This is a genomic window from Clostridium tetanomorphum (assembly GCF_017873215.1).
GTDB classification, from domain to species: Bacteria; Bacillota; Clostridia; order Clostridiales; family Clostridiaceae; genus Clostridium_AO; species Clostridium_AO tetanomorphum.
The window spans coordinates 187,316-209,919 of sequence record NZ_JAGGKA010000002.1; the positions used below are offsets into that span (position 1 = coordinate 187,316).

Here is a 22,604-nt window from a genome sequence, read left to right on the forward strand (position 1 = left end):
AATACCAGTTATAATATTTCTTTTAATATAAGAGTATTATAACTGGTATTTAAATAAATAAATACAATGTAATATTATTCCATAAGATAAGTGAGGTGAAGACGACTTTTAAAAGTCGAATTATTATGGGAAGAAGAAAGCTGACAATAGTTATATTAACTACTTTTTTATTTACAGGAATTGTTCCTAATTTTTCACAAAATGTTTATGCAAAAGATAACTATACAACTAATACTGTTGCAACGGATTCTATAGATTACTATGCAGCAAATTCTGATGCAATAGATAATGAAAATGAAATAAAATTTATTGATAAAAATTTAGAAAAAGTAGTAAGAGAAGAAATAAATAAGCCAGTAGGACCTATTAATAAAGATGATGTTTTAAATGTATCTGAATTAGATATAAGAAATAAATCAATAAAAAGTATTGAAGGAATACAATATTTTAAAAATTTACAAACCATAGATGCCGCAAATAATAAAATTAAGGATTTATCACCAATTAAAGAATGTACATCTTTAAGTAAAATAAATTTTTCATCAAATAAAATAGAGGACATAACACCTTTAAAATATTTATCAATACTTGAAAAAGTATATTTAAAGGATAATGAAATAAGTAATATATGGCCGCTTGAAGATTTAAGAGATATAAAGGAACTTGATTTAAGCAGCAATAAAATAAAAGATTTAAAACCTTTAACGTATATAGGAAATAGCTTGAAAACTTTAATGTTAGCAGACAATGATTTAAAAGATATTAATGAATTGGCTTCTTTGCAAAAACTTCAGAGTTTAACATTAAGCAAAAATAAAATATCAGATGTAAGTACTATAAGACTTTTAAGGGAACTGAATAAGCTTTATATAGACGAAAATGATGTAACAGATGTACAGGAATTAGCTAAAATGGGTAACCTTGAAAGAATAAATCTTGATAAAAATAAAATAAAAAATATTGAAGAGTTAGAAAGAAATAAAGCCAATCTTAAATGGGTTAAATATAGAGGAAAAGAAATAACTGATATTGGAAGTTTACATTACATAGTGGAACAAGCTAATGTAGATGTAAATTTTAAAGATAAAAATTTGGAAAGAGAAATAAGAAAAAAAATAGATAAACCAACAGGACAGTTAAAACTAGGTGATGTAGAATTTATAAAAGATTTAAATTTATTTAGTAAAAATATAAGGGATATTTCAGGAGTTGAATATTTACAAGGATTGAAATCATTAAACCTTGGAAGAAATAACATAAAAGATTTAACACCTCTTAAAGATTTAGAAGCATTGGAAAGTTTATATCTTTACAAGTGTAAAACAAATAATATATCAGCATTAGAAGGACTTGAAAGTTTGAAAAATCTGCAAATAACAGAAGCAAATATCTCAGAAACCACGGCGTTTAGGAATTTAACTAATTTGGAGAGTTTGGATTTAAGTGATAATGAAATATTAGATGTGGAAGACTTAATGGGATTAACAAAGCTTGAAACATTAAATTTAAGCAAAAATCATATAAAAGATATAAGCCCTCTAAGCAATTTAGATTATATAAAAGAGCTAAATTTAAATGAAAATAGCATAAGTGATATAAGCGTTGTAACATATATGCCAGACTTAGAGAGACTATATATGGATAAAAATAAATTATCATCATTAAAACCTTTAAGTAATAGTAAAGAAATAAATTGGATTTCAGTTAATGAGAATAGTATAAGTAGTCTTGAAGGTTTAGAGAATTTAATAAATCTAAAAGAAATTCATGCAGACAATAATAAAATAACTAAGCTTGATTCTATTAAACAATTAAGAGATTTAGAAACATTAAGTCTTAAAACAAATAAAGTAAGCGATTTGAAACCAATAGAAGAGTTAGACTATATAAAGAATCTATATTTATATGAAAATAATATTTCAGATATAACACCGCTTAAAAATATGACAGGTATTGTAAGATTAATATTGGACAAAAACAACATAAAAGATATAAGTACTGTATCAAATATGTCCCAACTTGTAACCCTCTCATTAGGAGATAACAATATAACAGATATAAAACCTGTAAAAGGACTTGAAAATCTTGAAACTCTAGATATCGGAAATAATGACGTAAGAGACTTAACGGTTTTATTTGACTTACCAGCATTAGATAAACTTGTAGTAACAGATAATGATAATCTACCTAAGTATCAAATAAATGCCTTACCAAAAGAATTGAAGGTAGTTTATTAAGTTTAAGTTTAATATTTTAAGGGACGGTTAACAAGTTTTGATAAAAAGCGTAAGTAGAACTGCTAAGTTTTGAAGGTAGGGCAGGCAGTAGGGACAGTTAACAATAGTTCATAAAATAAAAAACTGTTAACCGTGCCAAAACTCAAAACTCAACAAAACTCAAAACTTACCAAAATAAAACTCTAAATTTAAAATCAATTGCCTAAATTTTAAATTTGTAAAATTAAAGTTATGAGTTTAATCTAAATAAGATGAAACTAAAAAGAGAGGTGAATACTGGTTTTATACCAGAGGATGTTATGAATAAAAAGAAGATTTCTATAATTATTGCGTCAACACTAGCTTGTGTAATTAGTTTTTCAGTTTTGGCTTATTCTAATGAAGAAAATTTAAGCATAAAAAGTGCTGTTAGTAAAGTATTTGCAGCAGGAACAATAGATTCAAAAAATATAAAGTTTCCAGATAAAAATTTAGATAAGGCTATAAGAGAAGCTATAAACAAGGAAGATGATGTAACTATCCAAAAGGATGATTTAAAAAATATAACTAAGCTTAATCTAAGCAGTAAAAATATAAAGGATATATCAGGTTTGGAATTTTTTACAAGTATTCAATCATTAGATTTAAGTAATAATGAAATACTAGATTTAACTTCTTTAAGTGATCTAGAATATTTAAAAGACTTAAATCTTTATAAGAATAAGATAACAGATATAAAACCCTTAGAAAAACTTAAAAACTTAGAAAAACTTAATTTAAGAGATAATAAAGTTAAAAATATTGAAGCATTAAAAGGTCTTGATAAATTAAAAGATCTAGATTTAGGAATAAATAGTGTTTTTCAACCTCAACCATTAAAGGAATTAAAGAATCTTAAGAATGTTAATCTAGAAAGTAATAGTATAGGCGATGCTGAAGACTTAGAAGGATTAACTCAAATAGAAAGTCTAATATTAAGTAATAATACTATAAATGATGTGGAGAATTTAGCCGTATTAACTAACTTAAAAAAGCTATATTTAGATGATAATCCTATTAACCAAATAGGAAAACTTAAAAGCTTGTCAAAATTGAAACGATTAAATATAAACAATGATGATATAGATGATATATCTGAATTAAAAAATTTTAAAAGTCTTCAATGGGTAAGATATAGAAATAAAGATATTATAGATATGACAAAATTAAATGATTTAATTTCTGAGCCAAATAAAGAAGTCAAATTTGCAGATAAGAGTCTTGAAATGGCAATAAGAGAAAAGATAGAAAAACCTATAGGAGCTATTAAGAAATCCGAACTTCAAAGAATTTCACAGCTTAATTTATGGGATAAAAATATAACAAATCTATCAGGTATAGAGAACTTAATAGATCTTAGAGTTTTAAATTTAGGGAAAAATAATATAACAGATTTAAATCCATTAAAAACACTTAGTAATCTTGAAAATCTTTATTTAACTAAAACAAATATAAATAGTCTTTTAGGAATTGCAGAATTAACTAATTTGAAAGCTTTAGTTATTAATGAAACTAATGTTTCTGACTTGAAGCCTCTTAAAAATTTAATAAATCTTGAAAGGCTAACTTTAGGAGATAATAAGATTACATCGCTATCAGGAATTGAAAATCTAATTAATTTAGAATTATTAGACATCAATAAAAATAACGTAACTAGTTTAAATGAAATAAAGAAATTAACTAATTTGACATCATTAAACATAAATGAAAATAATATATCTGATTTAAGTGTTGTAAGTAATTTTAAACAGTTAGAAAGAATATCTTGTAACAAGAATAGTATAGGAAGCTTAACTTCACTTGCAGGACTCCCAGAGCTTGAATGGGTCACAGCTAAAGAAAATAACTTAGCTAATGCATCAGGACTTCAAAATGCATTAAAATTAAAAGAGTTATTCTTAGATAATAACCATATTTCTGATATATCAGCTTTAGCTAATCTAAAATCATTAGAAACACTTAGTTTAAGAACAAATAATATAAGCAATATAAATCCTTTAAGTGAGCTAACTAATATGAGAAATCTATATTTATATCAGAATAATATAAGCAGTCTTGCACCAATTAGTAAGATGACTGGACTTGGAACACTTTATGCAGATAAGAATAATTTATCTGATATAAATGTAGTATCTAACATGAAAAATCTTCAAGTTTTATCAGTAGGAGACAACATGATCTCAAGTATAGCACCTGTTTCAGGATTACCAATATTAAAAACTTTAGATGTAAGTGACAATTCAATTACAGATATAAGTCCAGCTATGGGACTACCTAAGCTAAAAGATCTAATGATAACAGGAACAAAGGTTTCAGATGCCCAGATTAATGCAATGCCTCCAACTGTAACTGTAACTAAATAGAACTACCACAAAACCAGAAACTAGAAACTAAGAAACTAAGAAAAACTAAGGGACGGTTAACAAAATATTGTTAATAAGCAATTACATTAAATTATAACTTAGTAAATATGATAATAAAAATACAGCTATCATTAATTAAAATAATAGCTGTATTTTTATTATATTTGAGTATTTAAAATATAATAAAATTAATTAGTAAAAGTATAATGCTTGTCCTATTTTTGATTTCAATAAGCATTTAAAATATAAAAACAAAAATAAGTATCAAGTATATTGTTAGTGTTTTAATAAATTTAATAAATTTAAACTTTATATGTCAATATGAAATTATTAATAATATTTTTAAATTGAGGGTCTGTATCAATAATATTTATACCCATACTACATAAACTTGAAACTCTTGATTGAGTTATGTTACCTAGAGATTTACATATATCACTACATTTGAAGTTACATAATCCGCGCATTAAAAGAACACACAATGCTCTTGCTTTTGTGTTACTATGACTATTTTTTATATATAATTTAAATTTATCCACTCCTGTTTTGGCAGATACAAAATCCATAATATCATCTGAAGAGAAATTTCTAATAATAATTTTTCTTTCACTTTTATATATGGTTTTTTCTTCGTTAAATTCTATTTCTTTAATAACGTTTTCATCAGTACACATATTCATAAGAGATTTATAATTGTTACGAGCTTTATTTACATCATGATTAAATAATTGCATTATGAAATCTTCATCAAGTATTTGAAAGGAGTCTTTTTTTAGACCTAAGTATACTGGTAAACTTGAAAATTCATATTTCTCAGGATGTTTTCTATATTTTTTTATGTCAATAGGATTATTATGAATATATGCTGAAACTGTAATTAGATATTGATCTGAAGTTATTATCTTACTTTTAAATCTATCTTGGAAAAGATGGCCATGTCTTTTATATCTTTTATTAAAATTTTTAGCATATTTTAAATTAATGCTATGCATAATCTTTGAAATATCAGCACCATTAGAATCTATTAGAAAATGTCCATGATTACTCATAAGACAATATGCGTAGACTTTAAAATTATATATTTTTTGATAGCTTTTTATAAAATCTAAATATTGTTTTTTATCAAAAGCAGTTTTGAATAACATTACTTCACTGATACTTCTTACCATTATATGAAAAATAGAGTTTGATGATTTTATTCTTGCACATCTAGGCAATGAGAACACCTTCCTTTAATATGATACTGTTTAAATTATTGACAGAATTTTAGATTATATTCAATTTTGAAGATTAAGTATCAAAAAATGTTAACCGTCCCCATTAGTAAAAAATGTTAACCGTCCCCATTAGTACTTACATTAGTAGTACTTACATTAGTACTTACATTAGTACTTAGTACTTAGTATTAGTACACATTAGTAGGGGGACGGGGAATTTGGGAATATGTCTATGATTAAGAGAAAAGTAGAACAATTTAAAATTAAAATGGTAGAACCTATTAGAATGGTTGATAAAGAAGAAAGAGATTTAAAAGAAGCAGTATATAATCCTTTCTTATTAAAAGCTGAAAGACGTATACATTGATCTTTTAACTGGCAGTGGTACAGGAGCTATGAGTGATAAGCAGTGGTTAGGACTTATACTTAGATATGAGTCTTATGCAGGAAGTAGAAATTATTATAATATTGTAAATGCAGTTAATGATATAATAGAATATCCTATGACATTGCCTACTCATCAAGGAAGAGGAGCTGAAAAGATACTATTTTCTTCACTTATTAAAAAGCCAGGACAATATGTCCTTGGAAATATGCATTTTGATGCTACAAAAGCATATATTGAATTATGTAGTATAAATTGGATAATTTTTGCTTGAAAGAGATCCAGAAACAGGAGAATAATTAGAGTCACTTTTGGAACTATTGAAACTCACTATTTCTAGAAGAGAGTTTACATTAATAATCATATAAACATAATTGCAGATGCATTAATAAAAAATTAAGAATAAAGCTCATGCTTTAAAAGAATTAGAATTTACTTATAAGACAGAGTAAGGAATGTAGAAGATCCTTACTCTTTTTAAATACTCTGATATAAAAAAGTTATAAATAATTCTAAATTTTAATAAGGTTAATTAATATTCTTTAAAAAGTCATTACCAAAGAATATTAACTGAACCCAATCTATCACAATGTTTCAATGTAAATGTTGCTTGTTTTTGTTAACCGTCCCTGCGTTTTCCACGCATTTCAAACAGTTAAAAAATGTTAACCGTCCCCCATTTTTCACATTTTTTACATTTTTCTTTAGATTAATTCATAACTGCTTACGATTACAGGCAATTTTAATGTGTCTAGAACTTTTTCAAGTAGAACACCTTCACGATTTGGATATTTAAAACCATAACTAGCCTTTATACAGGTGGTTATGAATTGAACGCTTCTGTCTAGGGCAATAGGGAGACTATCTCCTTGAAGAAGGCTTCCAACTAAAACACTAGTAAAGGAATCACCAGTACCAGGATAAAATGCAGGTATATGCTTACAGCTTACTTTCCAGAATATATTATCTTCTTTATTATAAGCTATCACATTAGCACTATTATCCTTTTGAAAATCAGGGACACTGGTAATTATTACAGTATCTGGCCCCATGTTTGAAAGCCTAATTAGCCAATCTTTAATATTACTTTGACTAATATTTTCATCACATTCTTCGCCTAAAAGATAAGCTGCTTCAGTAAAATTAGGAGTAATTATATTAGCTTTATTTATAAGCTTTCTCATATTTTCCACCATGTCAATACTCATGGTACTATATAATTTACCGTTATCGCCCATTACAGGATCAACTACTACGAGAGTATTATCCTTACGAAATAGATCTATAAATTTAGATACAATATTTATTTGTTTTACAGAACCTAAAAAGCCACTATATATACAATCGAAATCTATTCCAACTTTATACCAGTGATTTATATAATCTTCCATAGAATCTGTTAAATCAACAAAGCTATAATCATTAAAGCCTCCTGTATGAGTTGAAAGAATTGCAGTAGGAACAGGACAGACTTGAATACCCATACTAGATATTATTGGTATTATAGCGGTTAAAGAAGCTCTTCCAAAGCCTGATAAGTCATGAATAGCTGCTACTCTTTTCACTGGCCTAATCATTTTTAAAATCTCCTTCCTGAACTATAAATTAAGTTTATAACATTTTATTTAAGTTTATAAGTACAATATCCTTTGTAATTTATTTTATCTATATTTTCATCCTTGCTTAATTTGTCAAATATAGTTTCTATTTTTAAATTAGTACATTTTCTACTTGTAAGAAAATTTTTTATTTCATGCTGATTCATAGGATGTCTTTTTATTATACTAATTATACTTTCATAATCATCTGTAATTTGGCTAAAAAATTTACCTTGTTGAAGATGGTCTATAGAAATACCATTTAGTATTTTAACTGCTTTTTCAATACTTTCTTTTGATGCAGCTTTAATATAGGATTCAGCAGGAGGCCTTACAGCAGTATTTACGTATATTTTTGAATAATTAATATTGTTAATTAAATTTTTTAGTTTAAGTAAATCTTCTTCTGATGTATTAATATCCTCTAAAATCATAACTTCTAGCCATAATTCTCCCTGATATTTTTTTGAGAATTCTATTAATCCTTCATAGCAATCTTTAAATTTTATTTTTCCATAGGGACGATGAATAGTTTTGAAAGTTTCTTCATCAAAAGCGTCCATAGAAGGCAATACTATATCACTTTCTAAAAGTTCATTTTGTACTTCCTTATCATATAGCAAGCCGCCGTTGGTTATTACAGCTACAGGTTTTGAAGTTGATTTTTTTAATTCTTTTATAAGCTTTCCTAAACTTTTGTATAAAGTTGGTTCACCTTCTCCTACAATAGAAACTACATCAAAGTTATCATTGTTTTTTATATAATCCTTAAATTCTTTTAATATATCATCTAATAAGAAAAAGTCTTCTCTAGTGTTTGTAAGATTATGAGTTCTTCCTATTTGGCAGTAAAGACAAGAATAATTGCAATATTTCTTGGGAATAGGACTAACACCTAAAGACGTTCCTAATCTCCTAGAAGGAATTGGGCCGTAGATATAATTATAACCTGCCATATAAATCTCTCCTTTAAATTATAAATATTTTAACAATTATATAAAAGTTATCATTTTATTATTTCATACAAATAACAGTTTTTCAAATGCATGGGTACAATTTGTAGAGATTTTACAGAGAGATTTTTTTATATATAATTTCTGGTAATATGTTTCTGTTTTCCTTAGTAACTCTAAATATGATTACATCTTTTCTTTTTTTGATTTTATTTATAAAATCTCCATTAAAGTCTTTTAATACACCTAAAACTATTTTATTTGAATCCAGTGCATTCATTACAGCAGTTTTAAAATTATTACATTGAGATTCAATAAAACCAATTTCATCTAAAATAATAATTTCTTTTTTATTAATATCAGAATTAATTAATTTACTAGCGAAATTTTCTAATGCGTCCTCATAAATATGAATAATTTTTTTCTTATTTATGTCACCTATAGCCATTAAGGAATTTTCAATTCCATTATTAATAGAAGTTATATAAAAATATTTAAAATTCTCTCTTATTATAGGAATTACAGTATACCCACCTATACTATATTCATAACGTTTTATTATCTTATGTATTATAGTACTTTTCCCTATACCTTTTTCTCCAGTTAAAAAAATATTTAGCATATATTATCACCTAATGATTATTATAGCAAAATTTTGTCTAAAATATAAAATTTTCTTATATGGGATGAGAAAAATACTTAAAATTCTTTTTAACTAATGTTATATTCTAATTATACAGCTATGCTATATAAAATAGATTTTATTAGAAAATGGCGAAGGATATAGAAGCCTTTATAGCTAAGAATGATAAAGGGCTAAAGAATAAAGTGGAGGTATAAATGTATATTTATGAAGCTTTAAATATAAATGAACATAGAAAAGATGTAATAACTTTTGTAGGAGCTGGTGGAAAAACTTCTACCATGTTTAATTTAGGTGAAGAGCTTAAAAAATTAAATAAAAAAGTTTTAATAACAACTACCACCTGTATATATAAACCATGTAAAAAACAATATGATAATTTATTTATAGGAGAACTTTTAGATGACTTATTAAAGGAAATTAAAGAAGGAAGTATAACTGTTATTGGAAGTTACTTTATAAATGAAAATAAGTTAAAAGGTATATCTAGTGAATTAATTGACAGTATAGTTGAAAAAAATATATTTGATTTTATATTAATAGAAGGCGATGGAGCTAGAAGAAAATCTATAAAAGCTCCAGACTTTTATGAACCAATAATTCCTATTGGTACAAGTAAAACAGTTGGAGTTATTGGAATGGACTCTATTGGAAAAGAAATAAATGAGGACAATGTACATAGGACAGAATTATTTTGTAAAATTACAGAAAGTAAAATTGGACAAATAATAGGAGAAGACACAGTTGTTAAGCTTATAGAAAATAAGAATGGGCTTTTTAAAGGAGTACCTAAAAATTCGGAAAGATATTTATTATTGAATAAAGCCGACAGTTTATATAATCCCGAATTAGTATATAACATAATTAAAAATATTGACTTTAAATATGTTCATATGAATTGTATAATTGGAATTAATATGAAGAGCAAAAATTATAAAATAGAAATTACTTAAGCAAATTTAAAATTTTGGAGTGATTAAATTGATTTCAGCTATAATAATGGCTTCAGGATTTGGAAGAAGAATGAATAAAGAAAAGCTTGTGATGCCTGTACAAAATGTTCCAATGATAAAAAAAGTGTTGATAGAAATAAGCAGTTCGAAAGTGGAAGAAATAATTTTGGTATATAGAAATGTGGAAGTAATGAATATTTGCAAAGAATATAATACAAAAATGATACTTAATAAAAGAGCTTACTTAGGTCAGAGTGAATCAATAAAATTAGGAATAATTAATTCAAGCAGTGTTACAGAAGGATATATGTTTTTTGTAGGAGATCAACCCTTCATAAAAAAATATACTATAGATAAACTAATATATGAATTTAATAAGGATAAGAATTTTATTATTGTACCACGATATAGCGGAAAAAGAGGAAATCCAGTGATTTTCCCGAATAACTTAAAAGATCAATTGATGGATTTAAAAGGAGATATAGGCGGAAGGAATGTAATAAATAGTAACATAAAACTTGTAAAGTTTGTAGATATTGAAGATGAGAAGCAAGGCTTAGATGTTGATGATTTAGATACTTATAGTATTATAAATTAGTGGGGAAGGGATAAAATGTTTAAAGAATTAGTAGTAGTTAGAAGCGGAGGAGACTTAGGTACTGCCATAGCTCATAAGTTATTTAATTGTGGATTTAAAGTAGTAGTAACGGATATACAAAAACCTCTTGTAGTAAGAAGAACAGTATCCTTTGCTCAGGCCATATTTCAGGGGGAAATCACTATAGAAAACATAAAAGGGGTAAAGATTAATAATTTCAATGATATAGAAAGTACATTAAAAAATAAATGTGTACCTGTAATAGTAGACCCTTATTTAAATATATTAAAAAATCATAAGGTAGATGTAATTATTGATGCTACATTAAGAAAGAAAAATGTAGATATGAATAAGGATTTAGCTCAATTTACTATAGGGGTAGGACCAGGGTTTTATGCATCAAAGGATGTACATATAGTTATTGAAACAAAAAGAGGACATAATCTTGGAAGAGTAATATATAATGGTGAAGCTATAAAGAATACAGGAGTTCCTGGATCAATATTAGGTTATACAAATGAAAGAGTACTTAGGGCACCATGTAGCGGCAAAGTTAGAAATTTTCTTAATATAGGTGATTATGTAAAGAAAGGACAAATTATAGGCCAAATTGAAGTTGAAGATAAAGAAGATAATATTTTTTATAAGAAACAAAAAGAAAGTAATAAGTGCTTTAATTTTAAATCTGAAATAGATGGTGTACTAAGAGGACTTATAATGGAGGGAACATATATAGAAAAAGGAGTTAAGATAGGAGATGTTGATCCTAGGGGTATAAGAGAATATTGCTATAGCATATCTGATAAAGGAAGGGCTATTGCAGGTGGTGTTTTAGAAGGAATACTTTGGTGGAGAAATTCTTTGAAAGATGGTGATTTATATGGAAATTAAAATAATGGAAAGAATAACTAAAGAATTAGAAATGAATAAAAAAGTTGCTTTAGCTGTAATAACTGAAGTAAAGGGTGCTTCTCCAGGTAAAATAGGAACAATGATGGCGGTGTTTGAAAATGGAGAAACTCTAGGAACTGTAGGTGGAGGAAATTTAGAACATATGGTAATAAATGAATCACTTAAATGCTTAAATGAAGGCTTAAGTAAAGAATATGAATATAGATTAGAAAACGATGAAGGTTCATTACATATGGAATGTGGAGGAAGCGTAAAGGTATTTATTAAAAGTTTTGTTCCAAAAGATAAACTTTTAATAGTAGGAGCTGGCCATGTTGGGCAAAATATATATAAATTTAGTGAATTATTAGAATTTAATACTATAGTATTTGATGATAGAGAAGAATTTGCAAATAAAGAAAATTTCCCTAAAGCTGATGGGATAATATTAGGTGATATAAAAGAAAGCCTTTTAAAATATCCAGTAGATGAAAATACTTATGTAATAATTGTTACAAGAGGTCATAATTTTGATGAAGAAGCTTTAGAATCAGTTATATATTCAAAGGCAAAATATATTGGAATGATAGGAAGTAAGAATAAGGTAAAAACTATAATAAATAATTTAAAGAACAAAGGTATAGAAGAAAAAGCATTAAAAAAAGTTTATGCACCAGTAGGGATAAAACTTGGGGGTTCCACACCAATAGAAGTGGCACTTAGCATAATCAGTGAAATGATACTTATAAAAAATAATGGAAAGCTCATTCATATGAGAGATACTATTGTATGAATAGGGAAAAGAATGTAATTTTTAAACCAGGAGTTAGAGAATCTTTGATGAGAAAATGGAGAATTTCTAGAGAGAGTAAAATCAATATAGCATTATTTATTGTATTGATAATATTAATATTTATATCATTAATAATAGGGAAATATCCTATAGAGCCTTTAATGCTTTTCAAAAGTATATTTGCCACGGTATTTACAACAGAGCTAAACATACCTGAAGAAATCTATACAGTAATATTCAACATAAGATTACCCAGAATTTTTGCTGGAGTTTTAATAGGAGCTGCTCTTTCAACAGCAGGAGCTGCTTATCAAGGTATGTTCAAAAATCCTATGGTATCACCAGATATTTTAGGGGCTTCATCAGGAGCAGCTTTTGGAGCAGCCACAGGAATATTATTTTCTTTTAGTGTAGTGGGAATACAAATAATATCCTTTTTATTTGGCATTATAGCTGTAGTCATAACTTATATAATAAGTGAGAAAGTATGTAGAAGTGGAGATTCTACTCTAACATTGATTCTTTCAGGAATGCTTATATCTACCCTATTTTCTTCCTTTGTTTCCTTAATAAAGTATGTGGCGGATTCTTATAATAAACTTCCTGATATAACTTTTTGGCTTATGGGAAGTCTTTCTGCTATTAATAAAAAAGATTTATATATAATAAGTTTACCTATAATAATAGGAATAGCAGTGATTATTTTTGTAAGATGGAAATTAAATATAATGGCTTTTGGAGAGGAAGAAGCATTAGCTATGGGGGTAAACACAAAAAGGTTAAGAGTTATTGTAATAATGGCTTCTACCCTTATAATATCATCTTCAGTATCCATAAGTGGACTTATAGGATGGGTAGGACTTATAATTCCACATTTTGCAAGAATACTGGTTGGTCCTAATTATAAACATCTTATTCCCACTTCCATACTTGCAGGCAGCAGTTATCTTATTTTAGTTGACAATATGGCAAGGAATTTAGGTTTTGGGGAAATTCCTATAGGAATATTGACATCTATAATAGGAGCGCCATTTTTTGTATATCTTATGATGAATATAAAGAGGGGATGGGTATGACACTTCAATTAAATAACATAACAAGTGGGTATAAGAATAGAGAAATAATAAAAAATATAAGTTTTAAGATAGGTTTAGGAGAAGCACTTTGTATTTTAGGCCCTAATGGGGTAGGAAAAACTACCCTTTTAAAAACTATACTTGGGTTTATAAAGCCTAAAATAGGAGAAATACTTTTAAATGGTAAAGATATTTCTAATATGGAAAGAAGGGAAATAGCTAAGATAATAGGCTATGTTCCACAGGTTCATATACCACCATTCCCCTATAGAGTAAAGGATGTAGTAATAATGGGTAGATGCCCTTATATAGGAAGTTTTGGTTCGCCCATGATTAAAGATGAGGAGTTTGTTGATAGTTTACTTTTAAAATTAAATATATATCATTTAAAAGATAAATATTATACAGAAATAAGCGGAGGAGAAAGACAGCTTGTTTTAATAGCTAGGGCATTAGCACAAGAGCCAAAGATACTTATAATGGACGAGCCTACTTCCAGTTTAGACTTTGGTAATCAAATAAGGGTTTTAGAACACATAAAGAATCTTGTGAATTATTCTGATATAGGTCTAATTATGAATACACATCATCCTAATCATGCATTTTTATGCGGAACTAAAGTGGCACTTATGAAAGAAGGGGAAATACTTAAAATAGGGGATCCATCTTCTGTATTAACAGAGGAAAATTTAAATTTAATTTATGGAGTAAATACAGTTTTGATAAATGATAAAGAAAAAAGTATAAAAGGCTTTATAGCTAAAATATAAGGAGGGTTTATTCATGAAAAGAAAGTTAATAGTATTTTTGACTTCTATTATGCTCATAATGGTATTTTTTATAGGATGTGCAAATAAAGAAAGTGAAAATATAAAGAAAGATGAACCAGTAAAAAAAAGTGAAGCATCTATTACTAAAGATATGGCGGGAAGGGAAATAAAATTACCAGAAAAAATAGAAAGAGTATATGCTACAAACCCAGCAGGAACTATTATTGTTTATACTTTAGTTCCAGATAAGCTTACAGGATGGAATGTTAAACTTGCAGAAGAGGAAAAGAAGTTTATGCCAGAAAAATATAGAAATCTTCCTGTTGTAGGAGGATGGTATGGAAAGGATACCACAGGAAATGCAGAAACTATATTAAAGGCTAAACCTGACATTATAATTCATGTTGCTTCAATTAATGATAAGGAAAAATCTACAGCAGATAGAATACAACAACAGTTGAATGTACCTGTTATAATGGCAGACACTAGTTTGTTAAATTCTGATAAAACTTATGAATTCTTAGGTAAAATACTTAAGGAAGAAGAGAAAGCTAAAAAATTAGGAGACTATTGCAAAAAAACTATAAATGATGTTAAAGATAAAGTAAGTAAGATAGGACAGGATAAAAGAGTAAAAGTATATTACGCAGAAGGACTAAATGGACTTCAAACTGAACCAAAAGGATCTGTAAGAAATGAAGTGCTAGATATTGCAGGAGGGGAAAATGTAATCAAATCTGCAACAAATAAAAGCAGTTATGGAAATAGTAAAATATCATTAGAACAGCTTATAGCTCTTAATCCAGAAGTTATCATAACAAGAGCAAGTATAAATGATGGAAAAATAAATAGTGCTTATGATAATATAATAAAAAATAAAGACTGGCAGAGTATAAAAGCGATTAAAGATAAAAGAGTATATCAAATACCACAGGTCCCATTTAACTGGTTTGATAGACCACCTTCTGTAAATAGAGTCATTGGAATTAAGTGGATATATGGACTTTTATATGAAAATTCAGCTATGAATATTGGTAAGGAAGTGAAAGAATTCTATAAAGAATTTTATCATTATGAACTTACAGACAAAGAGGTAGAAGAGATTTTAAATAAAGCTAAGTAAATTATTGAATATAGTAAAAAGGCAAAAGTAATAAGGTGTAAATTTCCTATTAACTTTTGCCTTTTATTTGTAACTAAATTATAGAAATATGTTATAATTAACGATATGATGAATTGCTCAGGAGGTATTAGAAATGAATGAATCAAACAGAAAAAAAGTCATAGCTGTAGTAGTAGCCGTTATTGTAATAATAGGAGGTGCATTGTATTTTAACAAAGGAAGTAAAAATATAAGTTCAAATGGTTCAAATAAAAACAATACAGAATCAGTTAATAATTCAAATAATAATACTGAAGAGAAAAAACAATTAACAAAAGAAGAAAAAGAACAAGAAGAAAAAAATAAAATTGTGCAGAATGAAGATTTAACTAAGAAAATAAAGAATGAAAAGCTATTATTAGACGGTCAAGTATATATACAAAATGATATAGTTAATTGTACTATGGTAGCTAAAAAAGATGTAAATCCAGAAGAAGTTAAAAAACTTGCTCAGGATTATAGTAAAAAATTAAGTGCACAATTTAAAGGTAAAAAAATAAATGTACAGGCAGTGCAGAATAGAAAGAGTATAGCAGATATCACTATTAATAAATAATTTGGTAATAATGAAAAGATCACTATCAACGTGTTAAAAGTTTGATGGTGATTTTTATGTACAAATTAACTATGGATTACTTTCTATTAATATGGTATAATATCGAATGTTTATGCTTAGAAATTTAATTACATTTATTTAAATTAGATGAGAAGAAATTAGTAAAATGTTGAATGGAAGGAATAGTAAGTCTAGTTCAACTTTATACTAAATTATATAAATAAACGGAGGAATGTAAAAAGTATGATAAGTACTAATAATGTAAGTTTAAGATATGGAGCAAGAGCTTTATTTGAAGATGTTAATGTAAAGTTTACGCCAGGAAATTGCTATGGGCTTATAGGAGCTAATGGAGCAGGAAAATCTACATTCTTAAAGATACTTTCAGGAGAAATAGAACCTAATACAGGAGAAGTTAGTATAACTCCTGGGGAGAGAATGGCAGTTTTAAAACAAGATCATTTCCAGTTTGATGAATTTAAAGTTTTAGACGCAGTAATAATGGGACATGAAAGACTTTATCAGATTATGAAAGAAAAAGATGCTATATATGCAAAGGAAGACTTTACAGAAGAGGACGGAATAAAGGCATCAGAATTAGAAGGAGAATTTGCAGAGTTAAATGGATGGGAAGCGGAAGCAGAAGCAGCTACTATTTTAACAGGTCTTGGAATAGAAGTAGATTTACATGAAAAGACAATGAAAGATTTAGATGGTGGACAAAAGGTTAGAGTACTTTTAGCTCAAGCTCTTTTTGGAAAACCACATATACTATTGCTAGATGAACCTACTAACCATTTGGATATTAAGTCTATAGCTTGGTTAGAAGAATTTCTTATAAATTTTGAAAATACAGTAATAGTAATATCCCATGATAGACACTTTTTAAATAAGGTGTGCACTCATATAGCTGATTTAGATTTTGGGAAAATACAGTTATATGTTGGTAACTATGATTTTTGGTACGAATCCAGCCAGTTAGCATTACAAATGGCTAAAGATCAAAACAAGAAAAAAGAAGAAAAAATTAAACAATTACAAGAATTCGTTGCAAGATTTAGTGCTAATGCATCTAAGTCAAAACAAGCAACTTCTCGTAAAAAGATGTTAGATAAAATTAGTTTAGATGATATAAGACCTTCTTCAAGAAGATATCCATTTGTAGGTTTTAAACCAGATAGAGAAGCAGGCAATGACTTGCTTATGGTAGAAGGACTTACAAAAACTATCGATGGGGAAAAAGTTTTAAATAATGTAAGTTTTATAGTAAACAAAGGAGATAAAATAGCTTTTGTTGGAGACAATGGTATAGCTAAAACTACACTTTTCCAAATACTTATGGGAGAAATGGAACCTGATAGTGGAGAATTTAAATGGGGTATAACTACTTCTCAGTCATATTTTCCAAAGGATAATAGTAAGTACTTTGATGGAGTAGATTTAAATTTAGTGGATTGGTTACGTCAATTTTCTGAGGAGAAAAGTGAAACCTTTATAAGAGGATTTTTAGGAAGAATGCTTTTTTCAGGGGAAGAAGCTTTAAAAGATGCAAGTGTATTATCTGGAGGAGAAAAGGTAAGATGTATGTTGTCTAGAATGATGCTTAGTGGAGCTAACGTAATTATTTTAGATGAACCAACAAATCATCTTGATCTTGAATCTATTACAGCTGTAAACAATGGACTTATAAATTTCCCTGGAACAGTGTTATTTGCATCTCATGACCATCAATTTGTTCAAACTGTTGCAAATAGAATTATAGAAATAACTCCAGAGGGAATTATAGATAAACAAATGACTTATGATGAATATTTAGAATGGAAATAATATGAGCTAAATACATTTAAATACAGGATTTTGATTTTATCCCATGACTATATTTGTAGCATTTTAAATAGAAATGTTATAAAACAAGGTCATGGGATAATTCAATTAAATACAAAAATTATGATATTAAGTTTTTTTCTTCATCAGTTCTATTTTGAAAGTTCATCTTTTCATTTAAAACTTTATATATAGTTGAGTCACTTATTTTTAATTTTACATCAAAAGTTTTAGCATAACCTGTCCCCCATTCGAATATTGAATAAAGAATTGGGAGAAGAGTTCTTCCACAGTTAGTTAAGCTATATTCCACTTTAAGAGGTTTTTCATAGTAAATTTTTTTATTAATAAGATCTAATTGAATCAATTCTTTTAATTCACGACTAAGTACTTTTTCACTTATTCCATCTAAATATTTTTTTAGTTGACCAAATCTAATTTTCTCATTTCTCAAATACCAAAGTATCATTAGTTTCCATTTTCCGCTTAATATTTCAGAGGTAAGTTCTACGCCACAGGTGTAAAGTTCTTTTTTTGTTTTTATCATAATAGATCAGCCTCCTATGAAATTATATATTTTAGACATGATTATATAAATGGGAGTATATGACAAAAAAGTAACTACTTGTTGAATGATGTATTGTATAGTAATATTATAATATAAGATCAATATATAATCAAAATATACAATTAAATATATTAAGATATTATATAAATGTAATCATAATAATTAAATTTTAAATATATAATTAATCAAAAGTTAAATTAGACTTGCTTAAAATGCAGGTTTTAATATTATACATGGGAGTATTGATTATGGAAAATTTAATTGTAAAAGTGGAGGAAGGGATAGCTGAAATTACTATTGACAGACCTAAAGCTTTAAATGCTTTAAATAGTGAAAATTTAAAAGAATTAGCAGTAGTAATAAAGCAGATATCAGAGAATAAGGATGTTAAGGTTTTGATAATAACAGGAGCAGGAAACAAAGCTTTTGTTGCAGGTGCAGATATAACTGAAATGAAAGATTCAAATGCAGTACAAGGAAGAGAACTAGCAAGACTTGCACAAAAAGTATTTTCGGATATAGAAAATATGCCACAGATTGTTATAGCTGCAGTTAATGGATATGCCTTAGGAGGAGGATGTGAACTTTCTATGGCATGTGATATAAGAGTTGCTTCCAGCAAAGCGAAATTTGGACAGCTAGAAGTTAATTTAGGAATAACCCCTGGTTTTGCGGGAACTCAAAGACTTCCAAGACTAGTTGGTAAAGGAATAGCAAAAGAACTTATAGTTACTACAGATATGATAGATGCAAAAGAAGCTTACCGCATAGGTCTTGTAAATAAAATTTATGAACCAGAAGAATTAATGACAAAAGCAAAAGAAATGGCTAAAAAAATAATGAGTAAAGGAAGTTATGCTGTTAGTTTAGCAAAAGCTGCTATAAATAATGGAATGAATATGGATACTGAATCAGCTTATAACTATGAAGCAGACATATTTGGATTATGTTTTGCAACAGAAGATCAAAAAGAAGGTATGAAAGCTTTTGTAGAAAAAAGACAAGCTAATTTTAAAGGATGTTAGTAAGTTAAATAAGTAAAAAGAAAGGGCTGATATGGGGTGAAACTCTTAAAAGCTTATGAAGCTGTAAAGTTAGTGAAAGATGAGGATACTATTGTAACAGGTGGATTTGTAGGTAGTTGTTGTCCGGAAGCTCTTAGCGTTGCATTGGAAAAACGTTTTTTGGATACAGGTTGTCCTAAAAATTTAACTTTAGCTTATGCAGCAGCTCAAGGAAATGGAAAAGGAAAAGGAGCAGATCATTTTGCACATGAAGGTATGATAAAAAGAGTTATAGGAGGACACTGGAATTTGTCACCTAAGTTAGGAAAGATGGCTATAGAAAATAAAATAGAAGCATATAATTTGCCACAAGGAACAATTTCACAACTTTTTAGGGATATTGCAGGAAAAAGAATAGGAACTATAACTCATGTGGGATTAAATACTTTTGTAGATCCAAGAATACAAGGTGGAAAACTAAATGAAGTGACAAAAGAAGACATTGTAAAGCTAATAAATATTGAAGGAAAAGAAAAGTTACTTTATAAAGCATTTCCTATAAATATATGTTTTATAAGAGGTTCTTTAGGTGATGAAAACGGAAATGTTACTTTGCAAAGAGAAGTTGCAACTCTTGAAGCTACTTCTATAGCGCAAGCTACTAAAAATAGTGGAGGAATTGTTATAGTTCAAGTAGAAAAGATAGTAGCTGCAGGAACACTTGATCCTCGTCTTGTAAAAATACCAGGAATATATGTAGATGGAATTGTAGTTGCCAATAGTGAAGAACATGAGCAGTCATTCGAATGTGAATATAACCCAGGAGCAACTGGGGAAATAAGAGTTCCTATAAATAGCATAGAAAAAGCTGAATTTAATGAAAGAAAAATAATATCAAGAAGAGCAGCTTTAGAACTTAAGCCAAATACTATTGTAAATTTAGGTATAGGAATTCCAGAGGTAATAGCATCAGTAGCTAATGAAGAGAATATTAGTGAATATATGACGCTAACAGTAGAGGCAGGAGCAGTAGGTGGAATACCTGAAGGGGGATTGGCTTTTGGAGCAGCGATAAATCCTGAAGCAATTTTAGACCAAGCTTATCAGTTTGATTTTTATGATGGGGGAGGTTTGGATTTAGCTTTTTTAGGATTAGCTCAAGCGGATAGAAACGGAAATATAAATGTAAGTAAGTTTGGACCGCGTATAGCAGGGTGCGGTGGATTTATAAATATAACCCAAAATGCTAAAAAGGTGTTTTTCTGTGGAACTTTTACTGCAGGAGGATTAAACATAGAAATAAAAGACGGAAAATTGAAAATTTTAAAAGAAGGAAAGGTATCTAAGTTTGTAAAAGAGGTAGAACAGATAACCTTTAGTGGAAAGTATGCAAAGAAAATAAATCAACCTGTTATGTATATAACTGAAAGAGCAGTTTTTGAGTTAAGAGAAGATGGATTATATCTTACGGAAATAGCTCCAGGAATAGACTTAGAAAAAGATATATTAAGTTTAATGGAATTTGCACCTAAAATGGACGGAGAACCTGGAATCATGGATGAGCGTATCTTCTATAATAAACCTATGGGATTGAAAAAATCAAGTCACTCTTAGTCTTAGCTACAATTTATTTGTACAGGGTAGTTAACCTACAGAATGTGATTATATAAATATTGGAATTTAAAAGGGAGGAAATATATATGGATTTTAATCTATCAAAGCAACAAGAAATGATAAGAAATATGGTAAGAGATTTTGCTGAACAGGAGCTTAGACCTATAGCTATAGAAAATGATGAAAATAGTGAATTTCCAGTACAAGCTTATAAAAAGATGGGAGATATGGGACTTATAGGACTTCCATACCCAAAGGAGTATGGTGGAACAGATGGAGATTATCTATCTTATATCTTAGCTGTTGAGGAAATATCAAAAGTACATGGTTCAGTTGGAATTTCATATTCAGTAACTACCTCACTTTGTGCAGGAGCTATATTTAACTATGCATCTGAAGAACAGAAGAAAAAATACCTTCCAGATATACTTTCAGGAAAGAAGTTTGGATCATTTGGATTAACTGAGCCAAATGCAGGATCAGATGCAGGAAATGCTCAAACTATGGCTGTAAAAGAAGGGGATTATTATATATTAAATGGATCAAAATGTTTTATTACAAATGGTCCTTTATCAGATACCTTTGTAGTATTTGCTGTAACAGACCAAAGTAAAGGACCTAAGGGTGTATCAGCTTTTATAGTAGAAAAGGAGTTTGAAGGATTTTCTATAGGAAAAATTGAGAATAAATGTGGAATAAGGTCAGCCCAAGTATCTGAGCTTATCTTTAAAGACTGTAAGGTTCCTGTTGAGAATTTAATGGGAGAGGAAGGAAAAGGTTTAGGAATAGGATTAAGTACTCTAGATGGTGGAAGAATAGGAGTGGCAGCTCAGGGACTTGGAATAGCAGAAGGAGCTTTTGAAATAGCAAGACAATATATGAAAGAAAGAGTTCAATTTGGAAAGCCTATATATAAAAATCAATATTTAAGTTTTAAGATGGCAGAGTTAGATTTAGAAATTGAACAGGCAAAGTATATATTATATAAGGCTGCTCTTGATAAACAGGCAGGAAGACCATACTCAATTTCAGCAGCTAAAGCAAAACTTGCTTGCACAAATGCTGCTATGCACGTAACAGTGGAAGCAGTTCAAATGCTTGGTGGATATGGATACATGCGAGAATATAATGTTGAAAGAATGATGAGGGATGCCAAAATAACACAAATTTATGAAGGTACTAATGAAATACAAAAAATGATTATAGGTGGTAGTCTATTTAGATAATAGAATGTTCAATATAAACAAAGTTCTAAGCTTTAGAGGGAGTTTTTACTCCCTCTGAAGCTTAGAACTCGTTAGCCAGGAACGTAGCAGCTCTTTACTCTTACTTTGAAGAAGATGGGAGTATTAGAGCAGGTAGTGATTGAATAAAATCCTGT

General features: G+C 28.2%; 19 protein-coding genes and 1 pseudogene. 15 read left to right on the forward strand and 5 right to left on the reverse strand.

Going from position 1 to position 22,604, the window contains the following annotated elements:
• The first annotated feature begins 125 nt into the window (after positions 1-125).
• Positions 126-2,237, forward strand: coding sequence for a leucine-rich repeat domain-containing protein (locus tag J2Z24_RS02985; RefSeq protein WP_035147827.1), 2,112 nt, complete (start codon positions 126-128; stop codon positions 2,235-2,237).
• 299 nt (positions 2,238-2,536) lie between these two features.
• Positions 2,537-4,618 carry a leucine-rich repeat domain-containing protein gene (locus J2Z24_RS02990; protein ID WP_162175682.1) on the forward strand — a complete coding sequence of 694 codons (2,082 nt, stop codon included), beginning with the start codon at positions 2,537-2,539 and terminating at the stop codon, positions 4,616-4,618.
• A 302-nt stretch (positions 4,619-4,920) separates the two neighbouring features.
• Here J2Z24_RS02990 and J2Z24_RS02995 read toward each other — a convergent pair whose 3' ends face one another.
• A complete protein-coding gene (locus J2Z24_RS02995; RefSeq protein ID WP_051593239.1) occupies positions 4,921-5,844 on the reverse strand; it encodes a transposase in 924 nt (307 codons plus the stop codon).
• Between the two features lie 226 nt (positions 5,845-6,070).
• On the opposite strand from J2Z24_RS02995, the pseudogene J2Z24_RS03000 reads away from it, so the two are divergent.
• A pseudogene (locus J2Z24_RS03000) lies at positions 6,071-6,464 on the forward strand (beta-eliminating lyase-related protein); the annotation flags it as partial.
• A gap of 460 nt (positions 6,465-6,924) precedes the next feature.
• Here J2Z24_RS03000 and J2Z24_RS03005 read toward each other — a convergent pair.
• From J2Z24_RS03005 to J2Z24_RS03015, 3 genes are all read right to left on the reverse strand, one after another.
• Positions 6,925-7,797: a pyridoxamine kinase gene (locus J2Z24_RS03005; protein ID WP_035147832.1), complete on the reverse strand. Its 873-nt coding sequence runs from the start codon at positions 7,795-7,797 to the stop codon at positions 6,925-6,927.
• A 44-nt stretch (positions 7,798-7,841) separates the two neighbouring features.
• Positions 7,842-8,774, reverse strand: coding sequence for a radical SAM protein (locus J2Z24_RS03010; protein ID WP_035147833.1), 933 nt, complete (start codon positions 8,772-8,774; stop codon positions 7,842-7,844).
• Between the two features lie 112 nt (positions 8,775-8,886).
• Complete coding sequence (locus J2Z24_RS03015; RefSeq protein ID WP_051593241.1) at positions 8,887-9,393, reverse strand: nucleoside-triphosphatase; 507 nt, start codon at positions 9,391-9,393, stop codon at positions 8,887-8,889.
• A 218-nt stretch (positions 9,394-9,611) separates the two neighbouring features.
• On the opposite strand from J2Z24_RS03015, the gene yqeC reads away from it, so the two are divergent.
• From yqeC to J2Z24_RS03060, 9 genes are all read left to right on the forward strand, one after another.
• Positions 9,612-10,367, forward strand: a complete 756-nt coding sequence (yqeC, locus tag J2Z24_RS03020; RefSeq protein ID WP_035147835.1) for a selenium cofactor biosynthesis protein YqeC — start codon at positions 9,612-9,614, stop codon at positions 10,365-10,367.
• Positions 10,368-10,395: 28 nt separating this feature from the next.
• Positions 10,396-10,965, forward strand: a complete 570-nt coding sequence (locus J2Z24_RS03025; RefSeq protein ID WP_035147836.1) for an NTP transferase domain-containing protein — start codon at positions 10,396-10,398, stop codon at positions 10,963-10,965.
• Between the two features lie 15 nt (positions 10,966-10,980).
• Positions 10,981-11,856 carry a selenium-dependent molybdenum cofactor biosynthesis protein YqeB gene (yqeB, locus tag J2Z24_RS03030; protein WP_035147837.1) on the forward strand — a complete coding sequence of 292 codons (876 nt, stop codon included), beginning with the start codon at positions 10,981-10,983 and terminating at the stop codon, positions 11,854-11,856.
• Complete coding sequence (locus J2Z24_RS03035; protein WP_035147956.1) at positions 11,846-12,649, forward strand: XdhC family protein; 804 nt, start codon at positions 11,846-11,848, stop codon at positions 12,647-12,649. Before yqeB ends, J2Z24_RS03035 begins: the two co-directional genes overlap by 11 nt.
• The gene (locus tag J2Z24_RS03040) at positions 12,646-13,725 is read left to right on the forward strand and encodes a FecCD family ABC transporter permease (RefSeq protein ID WP_241392933.1); all 1,080 of its coding nucleotides are present in this window, start codon (positions 12,646-12,648) and stop codon (positions 13,723-13,725) included. Before J2Z24_RS03035 ends, J2Z24_RS03040 begins: the two co-directional genes overlap by 4 nt.
• The gene (locus J2Z24_RS03045; protein ID WP_085059050.1) at positions 13,722-14,495 is read left to right on the forward strand and encodes an ABC transporter ATP-binding protein; all 774 of its coding nucleotides are present in this window, start codon (positions 13,722-13,724) and stop codon (positions 14,493-14,495) included. The genes J2Z24_RS03040 and J2Z24_RS03045 overlap by 4 nt, the downstream gene beginning before the upstream one ends.
• Positions 14,496-14,508: 13 nt before the next feature.
• On the forward strand, positions 14,509-15,618 hold the full coding sequence (locus tag J2Z24_RS03050; protein WP_035147841.1) for an ABC transporter substrate-binding protein: 1,110 nt from the start codon (positions 14,509-14,511) through the stop codon (positions 15,616-15,618).
• Positions 15,619-15,751: 133 nt separating this feature from the next.
• On the forward strand, positions 15,752-16,213 hold the full coding sequence (locus J2Z24_RS03055; RefSeq protein ID WP_051593243.1) for a hypothetical protein: 462 nt from the start codon (positions 15,752-15,754) through the stop codon (positions 16,211-16,213).
• A 243-nt stretch (positions 16,214-16,456) separates the two neighbouring features.
• The gene (locus J2Z24_RS03060; RefSeq protein ID WP_035147842.1) at positions 16,457-18,040 is read left to right on the forward strand and encodes an ABC-F family ATP-binding cassette domain-containing protein; all 1,584 of its coding nucleotides are present in this window, start codon (positions 16,457-16,459) and stop codon (positions 18,038-18,040) included.
• A gap of 118 nt (positions 18,041-18,158) precedes the next feature.
• Here J2Z24_RS03060 and J2Z24_RS03065 read toward each other — a convergent pair whose 3' ends face one another.
• Entirely contained in the window at positions 18,159-18,584 is a 426-nt protein-coding gene (locus J2Z24_RS03065; protein WP_051593244.1) for a winged helix-turn-helix transcriptional regulator, read from the reverse strand.
• A 269-nt stretch (positions 18,585-18,853) separates the two neighbouring features.
• On the opposite strand from J2Z24_RS03065, the gene J2Z24_RS03070 reads away from it, so the two are divergent.
• From J2Z24_RS03070 to J2Z24_RS03080, 3 genes are all read left to right on the forward strand, one after another.
• Positions 18,854-19,630, forward strand: a complete 777-nt coding sequence (locus J2Z24_RS03070; RefSeq protein ID WP_035147844.1) for an enoyl-CoA hydratase-related protein — start codon at positions 18,854-18,856, stop codon at positions 19,628-19,630.
• Positions 19,631-19,666: 36 nt separating this feature from the next.
• Positions 19,667-21,223, forward strand: a complete 1,557-nt coding sequence (locus J2Z24_RS03075) for an acyl CoA:acetate/3-ketoacid CoA transferase (protein ID WP_035147845.1) — start codon at positions 19,667-19,669, stop codon at positions 21,221-21,223.
• Between the two features lie 86 nt (positions 21,224-21,309).
• Entirely contained in the window at positions 21,310-22,449 is a 1,140-nt protein-coding gene (locus J2Z24_RS03080) for an acyl-CoA dehydrogenase family protein (RefSeq protein WP_035147847.1), read from the forward strand.
• Positions 22,450-22,604 lie beyond the last annotated feature (155 nt).

Bases quoted from the DNA above. Each gene is read 5' to 3' on its own strand.
- J2Z24_RS03065 (WP_051593244.1), bottom strand. From the start codon at position 18,584: ATGATAAAAACAAAAAAAGAACTTTACACCTGTGGCGTAGAACTTACC.
- J2Z24_RS03040 (WP_241392933.1), top strand. From the start codon at position 12,646: ATGAATAGGGAAAAGAATGTAATTTTTAAACCAGGAGTTAGAGAATCT.
- yqeC (WP_035147835.1), top strand. From the start codon at position 9,612: ATGTATATTTATGAAGCTTTAAATATAAATGAACATAGAAAAGATGTA.
- J2Z24_RS03070 (WP_035147844.1), top strand. From the start codon at position 18,854: ATGGAAAATTTAATTGTAAAAGTGGAGGAAGGGATAGCTGAAATTACT.
- J2Z24_RS03055 (WP_051593243.1), top strand. From the start codon at position 15,752: ATGAATGAATCAAACAGAAAAAAAGTCATAGCTGTAGTAGTAGCCGTT.
- J2Z24_RS03050 (WP_035147841.1), top strand. From the start codon at position 14,509: ATGAAAAGAAAGTTAATAGTATTTTTGACTTCTATTATGCTCATAATG.
- J2Z24_RS02990 (WP_162175682.1), top strand. From the start codon at position 2,537: ATGAATAAAAAGAAGATTTCTATAATTATTGCGTCAACACTAGCTTGT.
- J2Z24_RS02985 (WP_035147827.1), top strand. From the start codon at position 126: ATGGGAAGAAGAAAGCTGACAATAGTTATATTAACTACTTTTTTATTT.
- J2Z24_RS03010 (WP_035147833.1), bottom strand. From the start codon at position 8,774: ATGGCAGGTTATAATTATATCTACGGCCCAATTCCTTCTAGGAGATTA.
- J2Z24_RS03005 (WP_035147832.1), bottom strand. From the start codon at position 7,797: ATGATTAGGCCAGTGAAAAGAGTAGCAGCTATTCATGACTTATCAGGC.
- J2Z24_RS03080 (WP_035147847.1), top strand. From the start codon at position 21,310: ATGGATTTTAATCTATCAAAGCAACAAGAAATGATAAGAAATATGGTA.
- J2Z24_RS03060 (WP_035147842.1), top strand. From the start codon at position 16,457: ATGATAAGTACTAATAATGTAAGTTTAAGATATGGAGCAAGAGCTTTA.
- J2Z24_RS03045 (WP_085059050.1), top strand. From the start codon at position 13,722: ATGACACTTCAATTAAATAACATAACAAGTGGGTATAAGAATAGAGAA.
- J2Z24_RS03035 (WP_035147956.1), top strand. From the start codon at position 11,846: ATGGAAATTAAAATAATGGAAAGAATAACTAAAGAATTAGAAATGAAT.
- J2Z24_RS03015 (WP_051593241.1), bottom strand. From the start codon at position 9,393: ATGCTAAATATTTTTTTAACTGGAGAAAAAGGTATAGGGAAAAGTACT.
- yqeB (WP_035147837.1), top strand. From the start codon at position 10,981: ATGTTTAAAGAATTAGTAGTAGTTAGAAGCGGAGGAGACTTAGGTACT.